The sequence below is a fragment of the Ectopseudomonas toyotomiensis genome (assembly GCF_017167985.1).
Taxonomy (GTDB): domain Bacteria; phylum Pseudomonadota; class Gammaproteobacteria; order Pseudomonadales; family Pseudomonadaceae; genus Aquipseudomonas; species Aquipseudomonas toyotomiensis.
Window position 1 is genome coordinate 1,067,501 of record NZ_CP070505.1, and the last position, 24,144, is coordinate 1,091,644.

The window sequence follows — 24,144 nt, forward strand, 5'->3', positions numbered from 1 at the left end:
GCTGAAGCGATTGGAAGTAACGGCCAGGGCAAGCAAGCCTATATAGGCCAATGCCCCAACGATTATGTAGGGGCGCTCGGAAAGATCGCGCAGCACCAGTTCCAGACGCACCCCAGCGATAAACAGCACATAGCCGGACAAGTGCAGCGTCACGTAGGCAAAGCACCACAGTCCCAGCTGTCGTCGCACGGCAATCCACCCACCCCAGCGCGTCAACTGCTGCAGCGGCGTCATTGCCAGGGTAATCAGCAGAAGGATCAAGGCGCCGAGCCCCAGGTTATCTACCAGCGCCTTGCCCGGATCAGGCCCCAGTAAATTAAAGGCAGCGCAGTACAGCCAATAGAGCGGCGGCACTAAAGCAGCCAGGAAGATACCGACACGCCACAACCGATAGCGCATCAGTAGTACCTCGCCAGGTCCATGCCTGCGTAGAGGTCAGCGACCTCCTCGTAGCCATTGAACATCCGCGTATCGATCACGTTGGGGCTGAACAACCCGCTGGGCAAACGTCGCTCGGTCGCCTGCGACCAGCGCGGATGGTCGACCTGCGGATTGACGTTGGCATAGAAGCCGTACTCATTCGGCGCGATACGCTCCCAGGTAGTTTTGGGCGCCTCACCCACAAGACTTATCCGCACGATGGATTTGATGCTCTTGAACCCGTACTTCCAAGGCACTACCAGGCGCAGAGGCGCCCCATTCTGGTTTGGCAAAACACGTCCGTACATGCCGACGGCCATGAAGGCCAACGGATGCATGGCCTCATCCAGCCGCAGCCCCTCGACATAGGGCCAATCGATCAGCGAGAACCCCGAGCGTTGCCCCGGCATGCGCTCACGATCGACCAGCGTCTCGAAGCGCACATAGCGAGCCGACGAGGTGGGTTCGACCTGTTTGAGCAGATCAGCCAACGGAAAACCCAGCCAGGGAATGACCATGGACCAGGCCTCGACGCAGCGCAGCCTGTAGATACGCTCTTCGAATGCATGCGGTTTGACCAACTCCTCGATGGAGTAGCGCCCTGGCTTGCTCACTTCGCCATCGACCATCACCGTCCAGGGCTCGACCTGCAACTTGCCGGCATTGGCTGCCGGGTCGCCCTTGCCCGTACCGAACTCATAGAAGTTGTTGTAGTGCGTGGCGTCCTTGAAGGGCGTGATGCTTTCACCTTCAGCGGTTATCGCCTGCCAACGCGCCGCCGCCAGCTTCTCTTGAAACCAGCCCGGAGCCTTCGACGACTCGACATCGGCGTAGACACCTGGAGTGTCAGCACTGGCCAGACCCGGCATGGCAGCCATGGCCGCCAGCGCCAGCGAGCCCTGCATCAGCTTGCGACGAGAGAGATAAACAGACTCGGGGGTGACTTCGGACTCGAGAGCCCGAGAGGAAGGAGGAACTCGGATGAGCATGGCAACTCCGCGACTACAGTTCGAGAAACGAACTGTAGACCACGGAGCGGAGAAGAAATTACAGCGTCAGGCAGATTTACGGCGACGCAATTGCAGCAGGTACTGGATCGGACCGGAAGCCGCATAAGCGAGGAAGATCAGCAGCAGGATACGAGGTGGGTCGCTGAACACCACCGCGAACACCAGCACCACGGCCAGAATGGCCACGAAGGGCACGCGCCCCTTCAGATCCAGGTCCTTGAAGCTGTAGTACTTGATGTTACTGACCATCAGGCAGCCCGCGGCAGCAACGAGCAGCGCCACGGCGAAGGACATGTTGGAGCCCTTGATACCGAAATCGCTGAATGCCCACACCGTACCGGCAACCACGCCCGCCGCAGCCGGACTGGCCAGGCCGATGAAGTAGCGCTTGTCGACGCTACCGATCTGCGTATTGAAGCGCGCCAGACGCAATGCAGCGCCAGCGACATAGATGAAGGCGACCATCCAGCCCACTTTGCCCATGCTGCCCAGTGCCCATTCGAATGCGAGCAGAGCCGGCGCCACACCGAAAGCGACCATATCGGAAAGCGAGTCGTACTCGGCACCGAATGCACTTTGCGTATTGGTCAGGCGCGCTACGCGACCGTCCAGACCGTCGAGCACCATGGCGACAAATACTGCGGCGGCGGCCACGTAGAAGTTGCCGTTCATCGCATTGATGATGGAATAGAAACCGGCGAACAGGTTGGCCGTGGTGAACAGATTGGGCAGCAGGTAGATACCACGGTGACGCACCTTGCGCCCTTCCGCGTCCTGCCCTTCCTCTATGTGCTCGTCGATCGGCAGCAGGCTTTCCAGATTGTCGCCAGCCGGCTTTTGATCCTCGGGACCTTCACTCATGAACAGCACCTTGCAACGGGTTTGACGAATTTCGACCGGGACGACTGAACTCAGTTCGCCACTCAGCGAGCTGGCTTTATACCAGAAGCCTCGCCGCAGAATGAAAAAACGCGGCATAAAGCCGCGTTCTTTCGCACATCGCAGACCTTAGTTCTTGGCCTTGTCGACGATCTTGTTGGCAGCAATCCACGGCATCATCGAGCGCAGTTGCTCACCGATGACTTCGATACCATGAGCGGCGTTGTTACGGCGCTTGGCAGTCATCGACGGGTAGCCAGTGGCGCCTTCGCTGATGAACATCTTGGCGTACTCGCCATCCTGGATACGCTTGAGGGCGTTGCGCATGGCCTGACGGGATTCGGCGTTGATCACTTCCGGACCGGTCACGTACTCGCCGTACTCAGCGTTGTTGGAGATCGAGTAGTTCATGTTGGCGATGCCGCCTTCGTACATGAGGTCAACGATCAGCTTCAGTTCGTGCAGGCACTCGAAGTAGGCCATTTCCGGCGCGTAGCCAGCTTCGACCAGGGTTTCGAAACCGGCCTTGACCAGCTCGACGGTACCGCCACAGAGAACAGCCTGCTCACCGAACAGGTCGGTTTCGGTCTCGTCCTTGAAGGTGGTTTCGATGATGCCGGTACGACCACCGCCAACGCCCGAGGCGTAGGACAGAGCGACGTTCTTGGCATTGCCGGAGGCGTCTTGGTAAACGGCGATCAAGTCAGGAATGCCGCCGCCCTTGACGAACTCGGTGCGTACGGTGTGGCCCGGAGCCTTCGGCGCGATCATGATCACGTCGAGATCGGCACGCGGCACAACCTGATTGTAGTGAATGGCGAAACCATGGGAGAAGGCCAGGGTGGCGCCCTTCTTGATGTTCGGCTCGATTTCGTTCTTGTACAGCTGACCCTGGAATTCGTCCGGGGTCAGGATCATGACCAGGTCAGCGGCAGCGACGGCAGAAGCCACGTCGGTCACTTTCAGGCCATGAGCCTCGGCCTTGGCAACGGTAGCCGAGCCTTTGCGCAGGCCGATGGTGACGTCAACGCCGGAATCTTTCAGGTTGCAGGCCTGGGCGTGGCCCTGGGAGCCGTAACCGATGATGGCGACTTTCTTGCCCTGGATGATGGAGAGGTCGCAATCTTTGTCGTAATAAACTTTCATGTTCTTGGCTCTTTTGAATCGAAAGGGATGGGGTGCGAGGCACCGCGACGAAGACACCTTAAGTGATCCGCACCATTGCGTAAAATGATATATTTGCAATACAACATGCCGATATATGAAACATAAATGGACAGCCATTCCCTCCGGCTTTTTCTCTCCCTGGCAGACAACCTGCATTTCGGCCGCACGAGCCGCGAGCAGCACGTCAGCCCGTCCGCGCTCAGCCGCAGCATCAAGCAGCTCGAGGACGAAGTGGGCGCCACGCTGTTCGTGCGCGACAACCGCTCGGTGCGCCTGACTCGCGAGGGCCAACAGTTTCGTGAGTACGCGAGCGAGGTCATCAATGGTTGGCAGGCGATTCGCCAGACCTTCATGCAGGACCAGTTGAACCTGCATGGCGAGCTGTCGCTGTATTGCTCGGTCACGGCAAGCTACAGCTTCCTCTATGACATTCTTAGCAGCTTTCGCCAGGACTACCCACGCATCGAAATGAAACTGCATACCGGAGATCCGGCCAAGGCTGTCGAACGGGTGCAGCAGGGACTGGAGGACCTGGCCATCGGCGCCCTCCCCGATAGCCTGCCGAGCGGCGTGGAATTCCAGTCGATCACTCGCTCGGAATTGCGCTTCATCGGCCCACAGGCTCCCCAGCTGTTGAACGAAGAACAACTGTGCAACCCAACTTCAGAGAGCTGGAAGGACGTGCCGATGATTCTCTCCGAGGAAGGCCTGGCCCGCACGCGCACCGACCGCTGGCTGAAAAGCCACAACATCAAACCGCGCATCTATGCCCAGGTCAGCGGCAACGAAGCGATCGTCAGCATGGTCAGTCTGGGCTTCGGTATCGGAGTGGTGCCGCAGATCGTGCTGGACAACAGCCCGCTGACCGCCCGCATCCGTATCTACGATATCCAGCCACCGCTTACCGCTTATGACATTGGCCTGTTCGCACTGGAAAAGCGCCTCAAGGACCCGCTGATCGCCGCCTTCTGGAATCGTCAGCGCTGAATGCCAGACAATAAAAAGCCCCGCACCAGGCGGGGCTCTGCATTACTACAGCAATTAGATGCTCAGTACCTTGTCGCCACGCGCGATACCGGTGACACCACTGCGCACCGTTTCTAGGATCGATGCAGTACCGACAGCCTGAATGAAGCTGTCCAGTTTGTCGCTGGTACCGGTCAGCTGCACGGTGTAGACGCTGCTGGTCACATCCACGATCTGGCCGCGGAAGATGTCGGTCGTACGCTTGACTTCGGCACGCTGGGCGCCGGTGGCCTTGATCTTGACCAGCATCAATTCGCGTTCGATGTGCGCGCTTTCCGACAGGTTGACCAGTTTGACCACCTCGACCAGCTTGTTGAGGTTCTTGGTGATCTGCTCGATCACCTCATCCTGACCAACGGTGGTGAGGGTCAGGCGCGACAGCGTCGGATCCTCGGTTGGCGCAACGGTGAGGCTTTCGATGTTGTAGTTACGCTGGGAGAACAGACCGACCACACGGGACAGTGCGCCCGGCTCGTTTTCCAGCAGCAGGGAAATGATGTGTCGCATCTTAGGTCCGCTCCGTCTTGCTCAGCCACATGTCACGCATCGCACCGTCTCTGATCTGCATCGGATAGACGTGCTCGCTGGAATCCACCGCGATGTCGAGGAACACCAGGCGATTCTTCAGGGCGAAGGCTTCCTCCAGCTTGGGCTTGAGGTCCTTCAGCGAGGTGATGCGCATGCCGACATGGCCATAGGCCTCGGCCAGTTTGACGAAGTCCGGCAGCGACTCCATGTAGGAGTGCGAATAACGGCTGTTGTACTGCATGTCCTGCCATTGGCGAACCATGCCGAGGGTGCCGTTGTTCAGGTTGACGATCTTCACCGGCAGGTCGTACTGCAGACAGGTCGACAGCTCCTGAATATTCATCTGGATACTGCCCTCGCCGGTGACGCACGCCACGTCGGCATCCGGGAAGTTCAGCTTGATGCCCATCGCAGCCGGGAAACCGAAGCCCATGGTGCCCAGGCCGCCGGAGTTGATCCAACGGTTGGGCTTGTTGAAACGGTAATACTGCGCAGCGAACATCTGGTGCTGACCGACATCAGAGGTGATGAAGGCATCGCCCTTGGTCACGTCACACAGGGTTTCGATCACGGTCTGCGGCTTGATGATCGAACCGTCGCCCTCGTTGTAAGGGAACAGACGGCCGCTACCACGCCACTCGTCGATCTGTTTCCACCAGCTGGCAACGGTGTCCTTGTTCGGAGTTTCGCCGATTTCCTTGAGGATGGCGACCATCTCGGTCAGCACACTGTCCACCGGGCCAACGATCGGGATGTCAGCCTTGATGGTCTTGGAGATCGAAGCCGGGTCGATGTCGATGTGGATGATCTTGGCGTTCGGGCAGAACTTGGCCGCGCCGTTGATCACGCGGTCATCGAAGCGCGCACCGACTGCCAGGATCACGTCGGCATGGTGCATCGCCAGGTTGGCGGTGTAGCTGCCGTGCATACCGAGCATGCCGATGAACTGGCGATCGGTACCCGGATAGCCACCGAGGCCCATCAAGGTGTTGGTCACCGGCAGGTTGAGCATTTGCGCCAGCTCGGTCAGCGGCGCGGAAGCGCCGCCCATGATCACGCCACCGCCGGAGTACATGACCGGACGCTTGGCAGCCAGGAGCATCTCGGCAGCCTTGCGGATCTGGCCGGAGTGGCCACGCACCGCCGGGCTGTAGGAACGCAGCTTGACCTTCTTCGGATAGACGTACTCGAACTTCTGGGTGGGATCACCCATGTCCTTCGGAATGTCGACCACGACCGGACCTGGACGGCCGGATTCGGCGAGGTAGAACGCCTTCTTCAGCACTTCGGGGATTTCCGACGGGTGCTTGATGATGAAGCTGTGCTTCACGATCGGGCGGGAAATACCGACCATGTCGGTTTCCTGGAAAGCATCGGTACCGACCATGGCACTCGGCACCTGGCCGGAGATCACCACCATCGGAATGGAGTCCATGTAGGCGGTGGCAATACCGGTGATGGCATTGGTCGCGCCGGGGCCAGAGGTCACCAGCACCACACCGGCCTTGCCGGTGGCGCGGGCATAGCCGTCAGCCATATGGGTCGCTGCCTGTTCATGACGGACCAGGATGTGGGTCACTTCCGGTTCTTTGAACAGGGCATCGTAAATATGCAGGAGAGCACCACCGGGGTACCCATAGATATGCTTAACGCCTTCGTCACGCAGGAAGCGGACGACCATTTCAGCGCCGGATAAAAGCTCCACGTTGTTCACCTCTTGAACGCCAGTATGCCACCCGACAACGGGTAGCCCTAAGTAGGTCTTACTGTCAGCGGACACGCACGACGGTGATCGTGGATTCGGAACATCAGCTTGACGAGTAACGGAGCAGCCCATGGTCTTGCGGGGCCGACCCTCCCAGCGCGAGGTAACGCGTTGCGGGTGTCACGGTTCGGCGCGGGTAGCGCCTCTTTTCCCCGAGCTGAAGGACGCTTGCGGCGGACTCCACTACGGGGGAAGGCTGGATTGTTCGGGTTCGGCGAGGGCAAGTCAAGAGATGACTAACCTATTATTCAACCTACTGCTGTGACGCAGCGCAGGATGAAGATTGCCGGCTTTTGGTTATAGTAACCATCAGCACCGCCGCTCTCGATAAAGGAAACAGCATGCGCCACATGATTCTTACTGGCACCCTGATGCTCGCTTTGAGCACATCCGCCATGGCCAGCCAGGTTTACAAGTGGGTAGATGAAAAAGGCGTGACCCACTTCGGCGCGCAACCTCCGCAGGGCCAAGAAGCCACGACCATCAATACTGCGGCCCCGCCTCCACGACCTACGCCAAGTGAGCCGGCACCGAGCATAGAAGAGCAGCTCGACCCTGAGCAGGCGGCCATCGACAAGAAGGTCAAGGAAGATGTGGCGAAGCAGGAAGCCGAGCGCAAGCAGTACTGTGAGAACGCTCGCACCAATCTGGCTCAGTTGGAAAACAATCCTCGCCTGCGCATCGAGGACGGTGGCGAGGTTCGCCGCGTTGACGAGAACGAGCGGCAGGAACGCATCACCGAGCTGAAGAAGTCCATCGCAGAAAACTGCAAATAATGGAGCACGCGCACGCCCTCAAGGCGTGCGCGTAATCAGGCGATCGAACTCACCAAGCAGTTCGAGCAGCCGACGCGCAACGCGCGGCTGCTGCTGATAGACCATCTCCGCCATGGCCTGAATGCCCGATACCGAGGGCAATGCTGCATCGGTTTCCAGCAGAACCTTCATACGCGGTAGAAAAATCCACTGCAGCCATTGTTCGAACGCCAGCGTATCGACACAGAACGGCTCCGGGCTGGCCAGGGCCTCGGCGCTCGGCGCCTCCTCCTGCCACCAACCCTGCACACGTAACTCACGCTCGATCAGCAGCAGGTGTTCGGCCAGTGCGCTTGCACGAGCATCCATCAGAGATTGACTCGTGCGCGTTCACGGGCCTGAGCCGCACCAGCGGGATCACCCTGGCGCTCACGGGCACGGGCAATCAGATCCCACAGACTGGCCTGCAGCGCCGGACGACCACTGGCTTGAGTCAGACCACGACGGGCCAGTTGCTCGGCCTGCGCTGCATCGCCCTGAGCCATACGTACCTCGGCAAGACGGTAGAGCACCTGCGGCTCACGCGGGGCGATGCGCTGGGCACGTTCCAGACTGGAGGCGGCGCCATTCAGATCACCACCGCCCTGTTGCTGTTGAGCAGTGGTCAGCAGCGCGAGAACCGGTCCATCCAGTTGCTCGTCAGCAGCCAGGCCGCCACCGCTGGGGATGCCACTGGGCATGCTCGGTGCCGAGTTGCCGAAGCTGCCTTGGCTCGGCGCAGAAGGCTGGCTACTCACGGGCGGATCGAAGGTCAGGCCGCCACTGGAGGTAATCGGCTGCGAGTCGGTCTGCAATGGCGTCGAGACGGCACCCTGCGGCACCATCACAACAACACCGGAGTCCTCCTCGATACGCTGCGGCGCAGCTGCGGGGGTTGGGCTGGTCGACGGACCAGAACCACCCGACGATAGTGGAGAGCCGGCATCGATCACCGGAATCGATCCCTGCGGTACCGTGCTGCAACCACTCAACACCGCCGTTGCCAGCATAGTGGCAAGCCACTTCTTGTTCACATCCAATCCTCTCAGGTAACACCGAATCACTCGATCCGGCCGTTATTCCAACCACCCTTTGACCCAGTCCATCACGGACTCGACCGGAGCCTGAATACCGCAAGCAGAGCCCGGAGCGGGTTCACTGCCGCGAATATAAGGCATCTGCACCGCATTCGGGCAGCCCGAAGCCGAACCCAGACCAGTCTGACGATCCACCCAGGCCTGGGTGACGTTGTCCGGCATCGGCATATCCAACGGCAGCGGATCCGCCTTGCGCATGAACCCGGTCCAGACCTGCAGTGCACCGGTCGCACCGGTCAGCGGGGTCGGACCGTTGTCGTCACGCCCCAGCCACACCACCGACAGCAGATCCTGACTGAAGCCAGCGAACCAGCTGTCGCGCGAGTCGTTACTGGTCCCGGTCTTGCCCGCCAGATTCAGCGAGCTGGGCAGTTGGCTGTAAACCGAGCGACCAGTGCCTTCACGCATGGTGCGCTGCATGGCGTTTTGCACCAGATAGATGGCACCCGGATCGAAACGCTGCTGGATCTGGAACGGATAACGGCCGAGCGGCTGGCCATCGGCGGTCAGCACGCTGCGAATGCCGCGCAACGGCGTATTGAAGCCACCGTTGGCCAGGGTCTGGTACATGCCCGCCACTTCCATCGGCGTCAGAGCCCCTGCACCGAGCAGCATCGACGGATAGGCCGGCCACTTGCGCTCCACGCCCAGTCGCTCGAGCGTCTTGAGCACGTTGGGCACGCCGATCTCCAGGCCGAGCTTGGCCGTGGACAGGTTGTAGGACTGCGCCAACCCCTGATACAGGTAGATGGTGCCATGAGCCTTGCGGTCGTAATTCTGCGGCGTCCAGACCTGGCCATCCTGACCCTTGATGGAAAACACTTCGTCCTCCAGCCAACTGGTCAGGGTGTACTGACTGGGACGCTCCAACGCAGACAGATAAATAGCCGGTTTGATCAGCGAGCCAATCGGCCGCACGGCATCCAGCGCCCGATTGAAACCGGCAAACCGCGGCTGGCGGCTGCCAATCAATGCCTGAATTTCCCCGGTCTCAGGATTGGTCACCACCATGCCAGCCTGCACTTCATCCACACCCTTGCGCCCAGCCAGGCGCTTGAGCGTCTCGGCCAGCGCCTCTTCTGCCTTGAGCTGCAGGATCGGATCGAAGCTGGTGAAGATGCGCAGGCCTTCTTCGGTCAGATCCTGCTCACGATAGTCTTCACGCAACTGACGCTTGACTAGATCGAGGAAAGCCGGGAACGAGCTGTCAGCCATGCTGCCGCGCGCGCTCACGCCAAGCGGCTTCTGTTTGGCTGCTGCGGCTTCCTCGGGGGTGATCGAGCCTTGCTCGGCAAGCAGATCGAGCACCAGATTGCGGCGCGCCAGCGCACGCTCAGGATTGCGCCGCGGGTTGAAGTAGGTGGGGCCCTTGACCATGCCCACCAGCAGCGCGACCTGCTCCAGCTTCAGCTCGGAAACCGGCTGACTGAAGAAGTACTGGCTGGCCAGACCAAAGCCGTGCACCGCGCGCTGACCGTCCTGACCGAGGAATACCTCGTTCATATAGGCCTCGAGAATCTCGCGCTTGTCATAGTGCAACTCGAGCAGCACCGCCATCATCGCTTCGGTGGCTTTACGCACCAGGGTGCGCTCGTTGGTCAGGTAGAAGTTCTTCACCAACTGCTGAGTCAGGGTACTGCCGCCCTGCACCAGGCGCCCGGACGTAGCGTTGATCCACAGAGCACGGGCGATACCCTTGGGTGACACGCCGAAGTGATCGAAGTAGTCGCGATCCTCGACTGCCACCAGCGCATCGATCAGATAGGCCGGCACCTGATCCAGCTTGATCAGGATGCGATCTTCCTGATGCGCCGGGTAAAGCCCGCCAATCAGCAGCGGCTCGAGTCGTGCCACCGCCAGGTTGCCGCCGTTGGCCTGGGTCAGACCGGCGACGTAATCACCAGAGAAGCGCACACGTACCTTCTGTGACGGTTCGGCACCTTCATAGAACTGAAAGCCGCGACTGTGCAGCTCGATGTTGTTACCGGCCACCGACACTGCGCCCGGCCCGTTGACCGTGCTCTCGCGGCGGTAGCCCAGCGCATCGAGCTCACGCAGGAAATCGTCCTTGGCCAGCTTCTGCCCGACGAAAAGTTCGAGCGGCCTGGCGTAGACCTTCGCGGGCACCGTCCAGCGCTTGCCGGAAAATTTTTCCTGCACCACGGCATCGAGATAAACGGCAAAGCCGGCAAGGATCACCAGACCAACCAGACCGAGCTTGAGGCCCCAGGCAAACCAGGGACGCATACCGGACGAGCGGGATTTTTTGTTTGAGCGGGGGGAGCGTTTTCGAGTCATGGCGGGATTATACGCACTTTACATAGGGGCCAGCAGGCCGCCTGGATGGTTTGCAGAGCAGCTCACAGCGGCCATAATGCCCAGCTCGAACAGCGTCTAGAACAAGGATCGAACGTGAGCCAAGCCCTGATTGCCGCATTGCAGAAACCGGCCCTGTATCCGCATCCTGTGGATGGGTTTCAGGTCATTGAGACCCACATTTCCTGGGTTTTGCTCACTGGCCCCTACGCCTACAAGATCAAAAAGCCGGTCAATTTCGGGTTTCTCGACTTCACCGAGCTCGATGCACGCCGTCATTTCTGCGAAGAAGAGCTACGCCTCAATCAGCGCCTGACCCAGGATTTGTATCTGGACGTGTTGCCGGTCGGCGGTAGTGAAGACGCGCCCAGTCTCGACGGCAGCACGCCAGCCATCGAATACGCGCTGAAAATGCGCCAGTTCCCGCAGGAGCAACTGCTCAGCGCCATTCAGGCACGTGGCGAACTGAACGACGCCCATATCGACGCCCTGGCCGAGCAGATCGCCACTTTTCATCTGAACGCACCGAAGGTGCCGCAGGAGCATCCGCTGGGTAGCGCAGAAGCGGTAATGGTTCCGGTGCAGCAGAATTTCGACCAGATTCGGCCGATGCTCAGCGAGCAGGCAGACCTGCAGCAACTCGATGCCCTCGAGGCCTGGGCCCAGTCCAGCTACGAACGCCTGCAACCACTGCTGAGCGAACGCAAGGCGCAGGGTTTCATCCGCGAGTGCCACGGTGATATTCACCTGGGCAACGCCGCCCAGATCGACGGTCGAGTGGTGCTGTTCGACTGCATCGAGTTCAACGAACCCTTCCGCTTTACCGACGTTACCGCCGATATCGCCTTCCTGGCCATGGACCTCGAAGACCGCGGCCTCAAATGCCTGGCACGCCGCTTTATCAGCGGCTGGCTGGAGCGCACTGGCGATTATGCAGCCCTGCAACTGCTGAACTTCTACAAGGCCTACCGCGCCATGGTGCGCGGCAAGGTCGCGCTGTTTCGCCTGGGGCAAGAAGAGAGTTCGGTACAACGGGCGGTCATCCTGCGCCAGTACCGCGCCTATGCCGCACTGGCGGAAAGCTACAGCGCCATTCCATCGCCCTTCCTGGCCATCACCCATGGCGTTTCGGCTGTTGGCAAGAGCCACGTGGCCATGCGCCTGGTGGAAGCACTGGGCACCATCCGCCTGCGCTCCGACATCGAGCGCAAGCGCCTGTTCGGCGAGCAAAGCGCCGAAGCCAAGGATCAGCTGGCCGCCGGTATCTACAGCACTGACGCCAGTCAGGCGACCTACCAGCGGCTGCATCAACTGGCGCGTCAGACACTACTGGCAGGCTTCCCCGTGGTGATCGACGCAACCTATCTCAAGGCAGCGCAACGCCAGGCCGCCAGCGAAGTCGCCGAAGAGACCGGCGTGCCCTTCCTGATTCTCGACTGCCATGCGCCGCAAGCCGTGATTGCCAGCTGGCTGGAGCAGCGCCGCAGCGCAGGCCAGGACCCTTCCGATGCGACGCTGGAAGTGATCCAGGCCCAACAAACCAGCCGCGAGCCGCTCGACGATGAGGAGCAGAGCCACAGCAAGCGTGTCGATACACATGACAGCGCAAGCCTGGACAGCCTGGTCGAGCGTATTCGCCAGCGCCTGCCAGGGATCTGAGCATAGCCCCAAGCAGTCGGCACGCCCTGCCAGGCAAACCCTGGCAGGGCTTCTATACTGCCGGTGAAGCCATCACCGGTATCCGCCATGAGTCAGCCACGCCAGCTTGATCATCCGCTCTACCACCTGCTGCACAACGACGATGTGAAAGGCTTCAATGCGCAGAAGCCAAAAGGTGTGGAGGTCGATCTGTCCGGTGGCGACTTTCGCGGGCTCGACCTGCGCAACATGGACACCGACGCCGTCAATTTCAACGACGCGTATTTTCGCGGAGCAGACCTGCGCGGCCTGGACTTTCGCAATGCCCGGATTGAAGGGGCCAGCCTGGCCCACGCGCAGATTTCTGGCGCCTACTTTCCAGCCGAACTGACCGCCGACGAGATTCTCATGTCGGTCAACTTCGGCACTCGCCTGCGCTATCGCACCAAGTAGCACACTTCGAGCGACGACGCGAAGCACCCAGGCCATTGGCCGCTACACTTCTTGGCAGGCACGCCAACGTGAACCTTTCACCTGCACGCATGGAGGCCCGATGAACGACGAACTGCAACACCTGAAGAACCTGGGCAAGACCTCGGCGCAGTGGCTGCACGCCGTAGGGATTCACAGCGCCAACGACCTGCGTCGCTACGGCGCTGTCGGAGCCTATCGCGCGGTCAGGGCGCGCGGTTTTCGTGCATCCAAGGTGCTGCTTTACGCCATCGAGGGCGCGCTGCTCAATGTGCATTGGAGTGAGCTCCCCCCCGCGCACAAAGCCGAACTGAACGGCAAGCTGGACGAAGCCCAGAGCCACAACAAGAGCTAGCTCACAACACCAGTGCAAGGTGATTTACTCGAAGAGCCGCACAGCCTATTGTTTCAGGGACCTTCGTGTGGTCAGCCAGTCCAGCCAGTTCAAGGAATTACGGTTATGTATTTACTCGGGGAGCAACCGGCCTACGCCGATCAGTTGATCAATCGCCTGCAGAGTATCCCCACTCAGCTGCTGGAAGGGCTGCAACCCGCGGGTGAGCCACTGCGTCTGGAGCGTGTCGATGATCTGGCTCAGGTACTGCCTGGCAACCAGCTATTCATCATCGAGAACGGCCTGTTGCATGCGCTGGTCGATGAGCGCCCATTGTTCTATCTGCAAGAGGGCGATCTGGTCGGCCTGCGCCAGGGCATCGACCTCCCCTCCTGCCGCTACAGCAGCGAAGAACCCATCAGCCTGATTCCCTACTCGCGCAGCGAAACGTTCCAGCACATCTATGCCAGCGAGCAGCGCCAAGAACAGTTCATTCAATATCTGATCGGCCATACCGCCCTACTGTCCGACGCACTGGCACGTCTGAAGCAGCCGGAGATCCGTCCGGCGACGGGCTTCCAGCATTTCGCTGCCGGCGAGGAGCTGATTCATCAGGGCGATGAAGCTGACCACGTGTTCATCATCATCGAGGGCCACGCCGAGGCCTACGTCGACGGACAGAAGGTCGGCGATGTGCAAAAGGACGAAATCTTCGGCGCCATGGCTGTTTTCACTCGCGAGAAGCGCAGCGCCACGGTGGTCGCCAGCGAGCCCTGCACGGTCATGGTGATTCCCAAGGAGCAGTTCCTCAGCCTGATGCAGAGCAACCCGCGCATCGCTCACAGCCTGATCGAGAGCATGGCTCGACGCATCGACCTGCTGAACAAGGAAGTCACTCAGTTGCGCTTGCCAGGGGAATCCTGAGTCTCCAGCCCGCATGAACGAACCCCGGCCCGAAGCCGGGGTTTTGCATTTTTGGGCCTGACAAAAACTTTCTGAGAAAAATTCTCAAAAGAGCGTTGACTATGTAATGAGAATTGTTATTATTATCTCAACTGGTCGCGAGATCAGCCGATAAGCTAAAGAGACCATTCAGTCGGACTCTTCAGATTATCTCCTCATCAGGCTAATCACGGTTATTGACCCGGCTCTTGCCGGGTCTTTTTTTGTCTGGACAAAAGTGCGTCCTGCCGTCTCCGCACGAAGCCCTTAGCGGGGTCTAGTCGTCGACCTGAGCCAGCCAGTCCGGCAAATTGAAATGCAGGCTGATGCGCGCGATCAGCCCGTGCTGGATCTCGAAGAAGGCGCCGACGCGCATCTCGTAACGCTGCCCGCAGGCCTCCGGCAGGCCATCATCGGTAGCCAGGTACTCGCCGATAACGCGGTACTCGCAGGCCGCATGTCGCCCCTGTGGCTCGACCAGGATCACCAGCGCCTCGATCATCTCGCGATAGCAATGCAGCTGCCGCTCGAGAAAAGCCGCGAATGCATCGCGCCCGTGCTCGGTGAACCCCTGATTGGGCTGCAGAATCAGCTCGTCGCTGACCAGTGCCATACAGGCGCGGATATCACGATCATTGAGGGCGTTGAAATAACCTTGCAGCAGGTCGCGAACGTCGATGGACATAGGCCAGGCTCCGAATCGGCAAAGCGCCAAGGATACCTTGCAGGTGGCCCACGAAAGGCGGCTAGGGTCGCAGTTTGGCGCAGTGATCCTGCTCCGGCTGCGCTGCCGTGAACCAGACGTAATCGGCCATGGAGGCGTCCACCGCACGGCCGACTTCGGCCAATATCAGTACTGCGTTGCCAGCCTGCGCGCTGAGGTCCGCCAGATGCAGTGGAACGCCGAGGTCCTTGCGTACATGGAAGGCGCCGGCCAGCAGCACGCTGGGCTGCGGCGCCGCCAGCAATGCCTCGGCCATGCGCCGATCACGCTGTTGCTGCACAGCAAGCATCGCCGGCAACTGGCTGTCCGGCAGCAGGCCGCAGTGCGATTCACGGATATCGGCCAGCAAACGCTCCTGCACCTCGGCAGCACCAGAGCGCTCCCCCCCGAGCACAGGGCGCTGACGATAGATCTGCATGATCTCGGCACGATCCAGATTGGCCGCAAGCAAGGGATAGGGCTGACGCAGTTGATGCATGACCAGCGGCCCGTAAAGCGACCAATCCCATCCAGGTTGCCAGGCCAGGGTAGCGAACGGATCGGTAATCGCCTGCCCCGCGCGCGCAGTTGTCTGGGCCTGATCGACCTTGTTCTGCTGATCGGGGTTGAGCATCTCCATCAACACGCTGCCCTGCAGGCGCAGCCTGGATAGCTCGCGCAACAGCCAGAGCTGCAGGGCATGGTGATCAGGATTGTCGTGCTGCTCACCGACCAGTACCCGCTCGGCCCGTGCCAGGCGATCAAGCAGTTGTTCAGGGCTGATCGCCTGCCCGCTGGCGAGATCGACGATACGCCCCAGATCAGCATGCTCATGCCCCAGTGGAGCGAGCGGCGCAGGCGGTGGCATAGGTGAGCCCTGGCAGGCAGCCAGCAGCATCAGACAGCTCAGCAGTACGACTCGCATCGAGGGCTCCAACATTCAGCGTGCAACGATCAGCGGGTGACCGCGTTCAGGATGAGTCTGCACCAGCACTTCCAGACCGAACACGGCCTGCAGGGGCTCGGCCCGCAATACTTCGGCAGGCGTACCCAGCGCATGCGCCCGGCCCTGCTCCAGCAACAGCAGGCGGTCACAGTAACGTGCGGCCAGATTGAGGTCATGGAGGATCACCAGTACCGCCGCGCCGGATTCGGCCAAACGACGAACCGCCTGCAGGCAGGTGTGCTGATGCAGCGGATCGAGCATCGAGGTCGGCTCATCGAGCAGCAGGATCTGCCCCTCACCGCCTGGCCACAACTGCGCCAGCACCCGCGCCAGGTGCACGCGCTGGCGCTCCCCGCCGGACAACGCCAGATAGCTGCGCCCTGCCAGGTGAACAGCATCGGCTGCCTGCAACGCCTGCTGCACGATCTGCGCATCGCGCACGCGACCGCTGTCATGGGGCAGACGGCCCATGGCGACCACTTCTTCTACGCGGAAGGCGAAATTCAGACTGGAGCTCTGCGGCAGGACGGCCAGGCGCCTGGCGCGCTCCGGTCCGGCCCAGTCATCAAGCGCGCGCTGATCCAGCGTCACCTGCCCGGCGCTGGCCGGCAGCTCGCCGGTCATCGCCGCCAGCAAGGTGCTCTTGCCCGCACCGTTGGGCCCCAGTACACCCAGCACTTCGCCGGGGTGCAACTGCAGATCGATGCCACTGAGCACCACGCCCTGCCCGCGGCGGACTTCCAGCTGTTCGACCCGCAGCATCAGCTTCGCCCCCGCACCAGCAGATAGAGAAAGAACGGCGCACCAATCAGCGCCGTGACAATGCCGATCGGCAACTCGGCAGGCGCAAGCGCCAGGCGCGCGATCAGGTCGGCCAGCAGCAGCAGGCTCGCGCCGGCCAACGCCGAGGCAGGCAGCAACAGGCGATGATCGGGGCCCACCAGCAAGCGCATCAGATGCGGCACCACCAGGCCGATGAAGCCGATCAGGCCGGCGGCCGCCACCGCAGCACCGACACCCAATGCCGTACAGAACACCAGCTCGCGCTTGAGGCGCTCGACATCGAAACCGAGGTGGCGTGCCTCCGACTCGCCCAGCAGCAGCGCGTTCAGCGCCCGCGCCCGTCGCGGCAACCACAGCGCCACGGCCAACGTGGCCAGCAACAGCGGCCAGAGCCGCGTGTAACTGGCACCATTGAGGCTGCCCAGGTTCCAGAAGGTCAGGGTACGCAGGGTCGCATCGTCCGCCAGGTAGGTGAACAGGCCGATGGCCGCACCGGCCAGCGCGGTCAGGGCGATACCCGCTAACAACATGGTCGCCACATTGGTCTGTCCGTCACGTCGGCCCAGACGGTAGACCAACGCCGTGACCAGCAAACCACCGACGAAGGCACAGGCCGACAGCAGATAGGGCGCGAAGGCTTCCGGCAAGCCGCCGAACGCAGCGCCGCCGACAATGGCCACCGCAGCGCCCAGCGCGGCGCCGCTGGAGACGCCGACCAGACCGGGGTCAGCCAGTGGATTGCGAAACAACCCCTGCATCGCCACGCCACAGAGCGCCAGCACCATGCCTACGGCCAGCCCAAGCAAGGTGCGCGGCATGCGGATCTGCGACAGGATCAATTCCGCCTGCTGGATCGATGCATCCGCCGCGAGAGGCAGGCCCAGCAAACGCAACGCAGCACGCATGGTATCGCCCAATGGCAGACTGACCGGTCCGAGCGCCAGCGACAGCCACAGCACGAGCATGAGCAGCAGGCCCAGTGCGATGAACAATGGGCGCGTCGAAAAAGAGGAGGTCATGGCTCGCGCTTGGCTTCGGTTGTCGGAAATTGGCTGGCAGGATAAAAGCCTGCGGCTAGCATCGCCAGCCCATCCGGCACGCGCGGCCCCAGGCCACCGACCAGCAGGGTCGGGTCCAGCGCCAGTAAACGTCCCTCGCGCGCCGCGCGGGTACCGGCCAGGGCAGGGTTCTGCTGCAGCAGGGCCTGCCTGGCTGCGTCACCCTCCAAGGCGCGATCAGCCACCACCACGACCTGCGGATCGAGCGCCAGCAGCGCTTCGCTGGACAACGCCTTGTAGCCGCTGTGACTGGCCAGGTTGCGCCCGCCGGCACGGCTGATCAGCCAATCTGCAGCGGTGTCGATACCACCCACCAGCGGACTGCCACCGGCATGACCGAGCAATAGCAACACACCAGGCACGTCCTGACTGCGCTGCGCCTGCTCGACCCATTGCTGCTGGGTCTGCAGGCGCTCCTGGTAATCGGTAAAGGCGCGTTGCCCTGCCGCCTCATCACCGAGCAACTGGCCCAGGCGCTTCAGGTTGGCCTGCAGGCTATCCAACTCGGCTCGCGCAGTCAGGCGTTCGATACGCACACCCGCCGCCGCCAATTGCGCGAGCACTGGTGGCGGGCCCATCTCCTCGCTGCCGAGCAGCAGGTCCGGACGCAGGGCGAGAATGCCCTCGGCCGCCAGTTGCCGCTGATAACCGACGCTAGGCAGCTTGGTCAGCGAGGCGGGATGACGACTGGTAGTATCGACGCCCACCAGCTTGCTCTCACCGCCAAGCAGCACCACCCACTCACTCAGCGCGCCACCGGAACTCACCCAGCGCTGCGGTAAGGGCTCGGCTGCCAGTACCAGATTGGGAAACAGCAGGACAGCCACCAGGCCGCCCAGGATATTGGCAAGACGCATGATCTCGACTCCTCGAAGGTGACATCGACCGGGCCCCTGCGGGAGGCCGGCACACTCGGTTCAGGCCAGCACAGGCAATGATTCGGCCAGCTCGCGCCAGTCAGCGCGCTCGGCCATGCCCGGCTTGCGCGCACCGAACAGCTGGACCACCAGCCCGCCCTCGGCATCGAAGGCCTCCAGACTGGTGATCACGCCGTCGATGCTGGGTTTGCGTACGCGCCACAACTCGACCACACCGCGCGTTTGCAGGTGCAGGTTGAAGTCGGGGTCAACCACGTTGAACCAGCTGTCCATCCAGCGCAGGTTGTGCACCGGACCAGTGTGAATCTGAATGCAGTGGCGGTTGCCGACGAACACCATGATCGGCACTTCAAGGGCAGCAGCCTGCTCCATCAGCGCCGTCAACTCAGAAGTCGCCAACGGTTGCGCCCATTGCTCACCCGCCAGGCGCAACGCCTGGGTACGGGCCACCTCATGCTTCTTCAAAAGGGCGAAGAAATGGTGGGTGTCCTGCAGCGTCGCCCAGCCTTCACGCAGCGCCTGACTGTCGACCTCCGCATCGGCCTTGCGCACCGGCGAGGCTGGCGGCGGCAACAACTGCAATTCGGCGCTCTGCTCGCCAGCGAAGCGTTCGACCAGCGGCTGCCAGGCGCTCAGCTCACTGCGTTCGGTCAGGTAGACCTTGTGCACGGCAATGCCCTGCTGGTCGAACACCTGGATGCTGCGCTGGGTGCCCTTGGCGGTTTGCTCGGCGACGGCGAACACGCTGGCCCATCCACCGAGGAAAAGACGCAGGTCGATATCGGCAGACACCACCAGGCCCATTTGTCCAGATGCGGCAACACTCACCTCGCGGTACAGCCCCTTGCGTTCATGTACACAGTGCTCGTTGCGAGTCAGCACCATCACATGGCCGAGCGCGCCGAGTGCCGGCAGCAACTCGGCCCAATCCGGGCGCAGCCGCTGGGTGTCGATGCCCAGACGGCTTGCAGTCAGCTCGGCCTCGCTCACGCCCAGCTGCGCTGCCGCCTCGCGAGCGCGCAGACGTGGTTGTTGCAGGCGTAACGCTTGCCAAGTCTGGTAAAGATCGACCGCCTGAGCGGCAGCAGTTGGAGCGGTACTCATGGGAACAGTCCTTCCTCGCGGGCGATTGCCAGTCTCTTTGCAGCACTGATGCTAGGCCGGCACCAACAAAACAGAGCGATAATCTACATGATAATCACTTATATATGGAGTAGTAATCTGCCGCCCCAATCATGGCAACGCCGCCAACCTCGGGCTTAGGCGTCATACCTGAGCATGGATGCGCCCTCTTTCTTCTTGCGGGATAATCCGCCCCTCTTGCGGCGCTACGCGCCCCCCCTCTCAGGAGGGAGAAGATCATCAGAGGTCGCCACTAAGCGACTTCCACGCTAACGGGAAACCGCGATGATTCGCCTGTGCGCCCCACACGAACTGGCCGAAGGTCAGAGCCGGGGCTTTGTGATCGACCAATTGAACCTGCTCGCCGTGCGCAGGGCTGGCCAGGTGCATGCCTACCTCAACCGTTGCCCGCATCGTGGCATTGCATTGGAATGGCAGAAGGACGATTTTCTCGATGACAGCGGCAGCCTGATCCGCTGCGCGACCCATGGCGCGCTGTTTCTGATCGAAAACGGCGAATGCGTGGCGGGTCCCTGCGAGGGGCAGGCGCTGCAGAGACTGACGTGCAGGGAAGATGCGAACGGGATCTGGATCGCGCCGTAGGGTGCGCAATGCGCACCAGGCGATATGGATGATGTCGCAATTGTTGCGGACAGGATGTAGCAAAGAGCCGGTGCGCGCGGCGCACCCTACCCCAGTACTTCCAGCCGACAAACCAGGGCGATCCCCTCGGGGCTAAGCTCGGCGCCGTAAGCCAGCACCTCAACTCCCGCGGCCTTGGCTTCGCGCAAGCCGGCCGCGTAGGCAGGGTCGATTTCCTCGGCAGCGCGCACGGCGCGGATACCGGAAAGGTTCACGCAATACAGCTGCACGGTCCGCACACCGGCACGCGCCAGGGCCGCCAGCTCACGCAGGTGCTTGGCGCCGCGCTGCGTCACCGCATCGGGAAAGGCCGCCACATCGCTGCCATCGAAGCCCAGCGTCACGCTCTTGACCTCGACATATACCGGCCCTTCCGGGTAGTCCAGACGAAAGTCGGCGCGGCTGTTCTCCACCCCGTAGGCCACCTCGCGCTTGAGCGCGGTGAAGCCGGCCAACTCGGTGATCAGCCCGGCACGCAGCGCCTCTTCCACCAGCGCATTGGCCCGCGCGGTATTGATGCAGGCCAGACGCCCTTGCGGCGTTTCGCTGATTTCCCAACTGCCCGGTAACTTGCGCTTGGGATCATTGCTGCGACTGAACCACACCCGGCACCCTTCGCTCATGCAATTGAGCATCGAGCCGGTGTTGGCACAGTGGATGGTCATCTGCTCGCCGCTGGCGGTCTCGATATCGGCGAGAAAGCGTTTGTAGCGACGCAGCAGGCGCGCCTCTTCCAGCGGCGGATCAAAACGCATCGGGCTTCCAGCTCTTCAAACCGCGGGCGATACGCTCGACTGCCTGCTGCAGGCGCTCGACATTCTGCGTGTAGGCGAAGCGCACATGGTGCCCGGCCTGGTGACGGCCGAAATCCAGGCCCGGGGTGAAGGCCACATGCTCGGTTTCGATGAAGTGGCGGCAGAAGGCGAAGGCGTCGCCGCCAAAGGCGCTGATGTCTGCATATAGATAGAAGGCACCTTCAGGCGTAGCGGCGATACCGAAGCCCAGCTCGCGCAGCGCCGGCAGCAGATAGTCGCGGCGGCGTTGAAATTCATGGCGGCGCTCTTCGAGGATCGCCAGGGTGGCGGGCTCGAAGCAGGCCAGTGCGGCATGCTGGGCCATGCTCGGCGCGCTGATGTAGAGGTTCTGCGCCAGCTTTTCCAGCTCCGGCACGGCCGTCTCGGGCGCCACCAGCCAACCCAGGCGCCAGCCGGTCATGCCGAAATATTTGGAGAAACTATTGAGGACGAAGGCATCGTCGTCCACTTCCAGCACGCTCGGTGCATCGCAGCCATAGGTCAGACCATGGTAGATCTCGTCCACCACCAGATGACCGCCACGCTGCTTGAGGCAGGTCGACAGCGCCGCCAGCTCATCCTTGTGCAGCAGCGTTCCAGTCGGATTGGCCGGCGACGCCACCAGCGCGCCGACGCTGTCCGAGTCCCAATGCCGTTCGATGAGTTGCGGGGTCAGTTGGTAGCGCACCTCCGGGCCGACCGGCACCAGCTGCGCGGCGCCTTCGACCAGACGCAGGAAGTGCCGGTTGCACGGATAGCCCGGGTCGGCCAGCAACCAGTGCTTGCCCGGGTCGACCAGCAGGCTGGCGGCCAGCAGCAGCGCCCCGGAGCCACCCGGCGTGACCAGGATGCGCTGCGGATCGATGCTCAGGCGGTAACGCTCGGCGTAGAAGCCGGCAATCGCCTCGCGCAGCTGCGGCAGGCCGCGCGCTGCGGTGTAGCGCGTGTGCCCGGCGGCCAGCGCGGCCTGGCCGGCACGGATGATCGGCTCGGCGGTGGTGAAGTCCGGCTCGCCGATCTCCAGGTGAATGACATCGTGACCGGCCGCCTGCAGCTCGTTGGCACGCGCCAGCAAGGCCATCACATGGAAGGGTTCGATGGCGCGACTGCGCGCGCTGTAGAGCTGAGCCATGGGTCCGTCTTCAGGGTTGCGAGGCGCGGATTCTAGCAGGGCAGCTTGAGGCCTCGGCAAGGACGTGAAAGCGCCGCTACGCTTGCTAGCCGGTGCCATGCAGATTTCGTTCACAGCCCGGACAGGGCGGAGACAACCGGGAGTAGCGCGCCCCGATTCGATCTGGTAAGTTCGCCGGCTTGCAGTCGCAGGGCCGGACAAACGCCTGGCAATGGAATAACCTGCGCGATGGATTCGAAAGAGTGAGAGGCGTCATCCATGCCCACAAAAGAAAAAGCCAAAAGCACCAGCCAGCTGATTCGTGGTTTCGAGCCTTATCCGGAAAAGAAAGGCGAGGAATACATGAGCGAGCCGATGCGCGCTCACTTCACCAGCATCCTCAATAAGTGGAAGCTGGAGCTGATGCAGGAAGTCGACCGTACCGTGCACCACATGCAGGACGAAGCGGCCAACTTCCCCGATCCGGCCGACCGCGCCAGCCAGGAAGAAGAGTTCAGCCTGGAACTGCGTGCCCGTGATCGCGAGCGCAAGCTGATCAAGAAGATCGACGAGACCCTGCAGCTGATCGAAGACAACGATTACGGCTGGTGCGATTCCTGTGGCGTCGAGATCGGCATTCGCCGCCTCGAAGCCCGCCCGACCGCGACTCTGTGCATCGACTGCAAGACGCTGGCGGAAATCAAGGAAAAGCAGATCGGTTCCTGATCTGACGACGGGGCGCTTAGGCGCCCCGCTCTGTTTCTGGCCCTCGCTTCATGAACACAGCCTACATCGGGCGCTTCGCCCCTACGCCCAGCGGTTATCTGCACTTCGGCTCGCTGGTCGCCGCCCTCGCTTCCTACCTTGATGCCCGCGCCGTCGGCGGCCGCTGGCTGCTGCGCATGGAAGACCTCGACCCGCCGCGGGAAGTGCCTGGCGCACAGGATGCGATCCTGCGCACCCTGGAGTGCTACGGGTTCGAGTGGGACGGTGAACTGGTACGCCAGAGCGAGCGCCACGCCGATTACGCCGCAGTGATCGCCCGCCTGTTCAACCAGGGGCTGGCCTACGCCTGCATCTGTTCACGCAAGCAACTGGAAGGCTACGCCGGCATCTACCCGGGCTTTTGCCGCAACGCCTGCCACCCTGACCAGGACGCGGCCATCCGCCTGCGCGTACCGGAGCTGGACTACCACTTCATCGACCGCGTGCAGGGCGAGTTCCGTCAGCAACTGGGCCGTGAAGTGGGCGACTTCGTGATCCGACGGCGTGATGGATTGTTCGCCTATCAGCTCGCCGTGGTGCTGGACGATGCCTGGCAGGGCGTGACCGACGTGGTGCGCGGCGCCGACCTGCTCGACTCCACCCCTCGCCAGCTTTACCTGCAGGAGCTGCTCGGGCTGCCGCAACCGCGCTACCTGCACGTGCCGCTGATCATCCAGCCGGACGGCCACAAGCTGGGCAAGAGCTACCGTTCGCCACCGCTGCCCGCCGACCAGGCCGGGCCTCTGCTGCTGCGCGCCCTGCGTGCGCTGGGCCAGCAACCACCCGCCGAACTGCAAGGCGCGGCGCCTGCCGAGCTGCTGGCCTGGGGCATCGCCAACTGGGACGCCACGCGCATTCCCCGCAGCCGCACCCTGGCCGAAGCGCAATTGAAGTAGCCGTAGCCCGGATGCACCCCGGGAACGATGGGCTGGCATTCCCGCACTCCATCCGGCTA

General features: G+C 62.1%; 26 protein-coding genes (1 of these 26 running past the window's edge). 9 read left to right on the forward strand and 17 right to left on the reverse strand.

What is annotated here, in order from left to right; genetic code table 11:
- The 4 genes from msrQ to ilvC form a co-directional block, all read right to left on the reverse strand.
- Nucleotides 1-399, reverse strand: partial view of a protein-methionine-sulfoxide reductase heme-binding subunit MsrQ gene (msrQ, locus tag JWV26_RS04840; protein ID WP_206418522.1) — the 5' portion only. The gene continues 228 nt to the left of window position 1, outside the view; only the first 399 of its 627 coding nucleotides appear in the window; it begins with the start codon at nucleotides 397-399; its stop codon lies beyond the left edge, outside the window.
- Nucleotides 399-1,409, reverse strand: a complete 1,011-nt coding sequence (gene msrP, locus JWV26_RS04845) for a protein-methionine-sulfoxide reductase catalytic subunit MsrP (protein ID WP_206418523.1) — start codon at nucleotides 1,407-1,409, stop codon at nucleotides 399-401. Before msrP ends, msrQ begins: the two co-directional genes overlap by 1 nt.
- 66 nt (nucleotides 1,410-1,475) lie before the next feature.
- The gene (gene pssA, locus JWV26_RS04850) at nucleotides 1,476-2,291 is read right to left on the reverse strand and encodes a CDP-diacylglycerol--serine O-phosphatidyltransferase (protein ID WP_026088416.1); all 816 of its coding nucleotides are present in this window, start codon (nucleotides 2,289-2,291) and stop codon (nucleotides 1,476-1,478) included.
- 147 nt (nucleotides 2,292-2,438) lie between these two features.
- A complete protein-coding gene (gene ilvC, locus JWV26_RS04855) occupies nucleotides 2,439-3,455 on the reverse strand; it encodes a ketol-acid reductoisomerase (protein WP_017675289.1) in 1,017 nt (338 codons plus the stop codon).
- A gap of 126 nt (nucleotides 3,456-3,581) precedes the next feature.
- Between ilvC and ilvY the strand changes: the two genes are divergently transcribed.
- Nucleotides 3,582-4,463 (forward strand): HTH-type transcriptional activator IlvY, encoded by an 882-nt coding sequence (gene ilvY, locus JWV26_RS04860; RefSeq protein ID WP_206418524.1) that lies wholly within the window; start codon nucleotides 3,582-3,584, stop codon nucleotides 4,461-4,463.
- Nucleotides 4,464-4,517: 54 nt separating this feature from the next.
- On the opposite strand, the gene ilvN is transcribed toward ilvY, so the two are convergent.
- Both ilvN and JWV26_RS04870 read right to left on the reverse strand, forming a co-directional pair.
- Nucleotides 4,518-5,009, reverse strand: a complete 492-nt coding sequence (ilvN, locus tag JWV26_RS04865; protein ID WP_003462832.1) for an acetolactate synthase small subunit — start codon at nucleotides 5,007-5,009, stop codon at nucleotides 4,518-4,520.
- Nucleotide 5,010: 1 nt separating this feature from the next.
- Complete coding sequence (locus JWV26_RS04870; RefSeq protein ID WP_072424228.1) at nucleotides 5,011-6,735, reverse strand: acetolactate synthase 3 large subunit; 1,725 nt, start codon at nucleotides 6,733-6,735, stop codon at nucleotides 5,011-5,013.
- Between the two features lie 401 nt (nucleotides 6,736-7,136).
- Here JWV26_RS04870 and JWV26_RS04875 point away from each other — a divergent pair, with 401 nt between their 5' ends.
- Nucleotides 7,137-7,571: a DUF4124 domain-containing protein gene (locus JWV26_RS04875; RefSeq protein WP_206418525.1), complete on the forward strand. Its 435-nt coding sequence runs from the start codon at nucleotides 7,137-7,139 to the stop codon at nucleotides 7,569-7,571.
- A gap of 18 nt (nucleotides 7,572-7,589) precedes the next feature.
- Here the strand turns inward: JWV26_RS04875 and JWV26_RS04880 are convergent, their stop codons facing one another.
- The 3 genes from JWV26_RS04880 to mrcB all read right to left on the reverse strand — a co-directional run bounded on the left by JWV26_RS04880 (nucleotide 7,590) and on the right by mrcB (nucleotide 10,984).
- Nucleotides 7,590-7,919 (reverse strand): YqcC family protein, encoded by a 330-nt coding sequence (locus tag JWV26_RS04880; RefSeq protein WP_074916271.1) that lies wholly within the window; start codon nucleotides 7,917-7,919, stop codon nucleotides 7,590-7,592.
- Nucleotides 7,919-8,599 carry a tetratricopeptide repeat protein gene (locus tag JWV26_RS04885; RefSeq protein ID WP_074916273.1) on the reverse strand — a complete coding sequence of 227 codons (681 nt, stop codon included), beginning with the start codon at nucleotides 8,597-8,599 and terminating at the stop codon, nucleotides 7,919-7,921. The genes JWV26_RS04880 and JWV26_RS04885 overlap by 1 nt, the downstream gene beginning before the upstream one ends.
- A 66-nt stretch (nucleotides 8,600-8,665) precedes the next feature.
- Nucleotides 8,666-10,984: a penicillin-binding protein 1B gene (gene mrcB / locus JWV26_RS04890; protein ID WP_139228014.1), complete on the reverse strand. Its 2,319-nt coding sequence runs from the start codon at nucleotides 10,982-10,984 to the stop codon at nucleotides 8,666-8,668.
- Nucleotides 10,985-11,098: 114 nt separating this feature from the next.
- On the opposite strand from mrcB, the gene JWV26_RS04895 reads away from it, so the two are divergent.
- From JWV26_RS04895 to JWV26_RS04910, 4 genes are all read left to right on the forward strand, one after another.
- Nucleotides 11,099-12,661, forward strand: coding sequence for a bifunctional aminoglycoside phosphotransferase/ATP-binding protein (locus JWV26_RS04895; protein ID WP_206418526.1), 1,563 nt, complete (start codon nucleotides 11,099-11,101; stop codon nucleotides 12,659-12,661).
- Between the two features lie 87 nt (nucleotides 12,662-12,748).
- On the forward strand, nucleotides 12,749-13,093 hold the full coding sequence (locus JWV26_RS04900; protein ID WP_072424234.1) for a pentapeptide repeat-containing protein: 345 nt from the start codon (nucleotides 12,749-12,751) through the stop codon (nucleotides 13,091-13,093).
- 100 nt (nucleotides 13,094-13,193) lie between these two features.
- Nucleotides 13,194-13,466, forward strand: a complete 273-nt coding sequence (locus JWV26_RS04905) for a TfoX/Sxy family protein (RefSeq protein WP_017675298.1) — start codon at nucleotides 13,194-13,196, stop codon at nucleotides 13,464-13,466.
- A 105-nt stretch (nucleotides 13,467-13,571) separates the two neighbouring features.
- A complete protein-coding gene (locus JWV26_RS04910) occupies nucleotides 13,572-14,369 on the forward strand; it encodes a cyclic nucleotide-binding domain-containing protein (RefSeq protein WP_017675299.1) in 798 nt (265 codons plus the stop codon).
- 295 nt (nucleotides 14,370-14,664) lie between these two features.
- Here JWV26_RS04910 and JWV26_RS04915 read toward each other — a convergent pair whose 3' ends face one another.
- The 6 genes from JWV26_RS04915 to JWV26_RS04940 form a co-directional block, all read right to left on the reverse strand.
- Nucleotides 14,665-15,072, reverse strand: coding sequence for a nuclear transport factor 2 family protein (locus JWV26_RS04915; protein WP_206418527.1), 408 nt, complete (start codon nucleotides 15,070-15,072; stop codon nucleotides 14,665-14,667).
- Nucleotides 15,073-15,133: 61 nt separating this feature from the next.
- On the reverse strand, nucleotides 15,134-16,015 hold the full coding sequence (locus JWV26_RS04920; protein WP_206418528.1) for a ChaN family lipoprotein: 882 nt from the start codon (nucleotides 16,013-16,015) through the stop codon (nucleotides 15,134-15,136).
- Nucleotides 16,016-16,030: 15 nt separating this feature from the next.
- Nucleotides 16,031-16,798 carry a heme ABC transporter ATP-binding protein gene (locus JWV26_RS04925; protein ID WP_021489307.1) on the reverse strand — a complete coding sequence of 256 codons (768 nt, stop codon included), beginning with the start codon at nucleotides 16,796-16,798 and terminating at the stop codon, nucleotides 16,031-16,033.
- Nucleotides 16,798-17,838, reverse strand: coding sequence for a FecCD family ABC transporter permease (locus JWV26_RS04930; RefSeq protein WP_420890292.1), 1,041 nt, complete (start codon nucleotides 17,836-17,838; stop codon nucleotides 16,798-16,800). The genes JWV26_RS04925 and JWV26_RS04930 overlap by 1 nt, the downstream gene beginning before the upstream one ends.
- Nucleotides 17,835-18,734: a heme/hemin ABC transporter substrate-binding protein gene (locus JWV26_RS04935; RefSeq protein ID WP_072424238.1), complete on the reverse strand. Its 900-nt coding sequence runs from the start codon at nucleotides 18,732-18,734 to the stop codon at nucleotides 17,835-17,837. The genes JWV26_RS04930 and JWV26_RS04935 overlap by 4 nt, the downstream gene beginning before the upstream one ends.
- 60 nt (nucleotides 18,735-18,794) lie before the next feature.
- Nucleotides 18,795-19,859 carry a hemin-degrading factor gene (locus tag JWV26_RS04940; RefSeq protein ID WP_206418529.1) on the reverse strand — a complete coding sequence of 355 codons (1,065 nt, stop codon included), beginning with the start codon at nucleotides 19,857-19,859 and terminating at the stop codon, nucleotides 18,795-18,797.
- Nucleotides 19,860-20,162: 303 nt separating this feature from the next.
- Between JWV26_RS04940 and JWV26_RS04945 the strand changes: the two genes are divergently transcribed.
- On the forward strand, nucleotides 20,163-20,480 hold the full coding sequence (locus tag JWV26_RS04945) for a Rieske (2Fe-2S) protein (RefSeq protein ID WP_074916286.1): 318 nt from the start codon (nucleotides 20,163-20,165) through the stop codon (nucleotides 20,478-20,480).
- An 86-nt stretch (nucleotides 20,481-20,566) separates the two neighbouring features.
- Here JWV26_RS04945 and sfsA read toward each other — a convergent pair whose 3' ends face one another.
- Both sfsA and JWV26_RS04955 read right to left on the reverse strand, forming a co-directional pair.
- A complete protein-coding gene (gene sfsA, locus JWV26_RS04950; protein WP_206418530.1) occupies nucleotides 20,567-21,274 on the reverse strand; it encodes a DNA/RNA nuclease SfsA in 708 nt (235 codons plus the stop codon).
- Nucleotides 21,264-22,445 carry a pyridoxal phosphate-dependent aminotransferase gene (locus JWV26_RS04955; RefSeq protein WP_206418531.1) on the reverse strand — a complete coding sequence of 394 codons (1,182 nt, stop codon included), beginning with the start codon at nucleotides 22,443-22,445 and terminating at the stop codon, nucleotides 21,264-21,266. Before JWV26_RS04955 ends, sfsA begins: the two co-directional genes overlap by 11 nt.
- 258 nt (nucleotides 22,446-22,703) lie before the next feature.
- Between JWV26_RS04955 and dksA the strand changes: the two genes are divergently transcribed.
- Together dksA and gluQRS are read left to right on the forward strand one after the other, a co-directional pair.
- Entirely contained in the window at nucleotides 22,704-23,150 is a 447-nt protein-coding gene (gene dksA / locus JWV26_RS04960) for an RNA polymerase-binding protein DksA (protein ID WP_013716970.1), read from the forward strand.
- Nucleotides 23,151-23,200: 50 nt separating this feature from the next.
- On the forward strand, nucleotides 23,201-24,085 hold the full coding sequence (gene gluQRS / locus JWV26_RS04965; RefSeq protein WP_206418532.1) for a tRNA glutamyl-Q(34) synthetase GluQRS: 885 nt from the start codon (nucleotides 23,201-23,203) through the stop codon (nucleotides 24,083-24,085).
- Nucleotides 24,086-24,144: the final 59 nt, after the last annotated feature.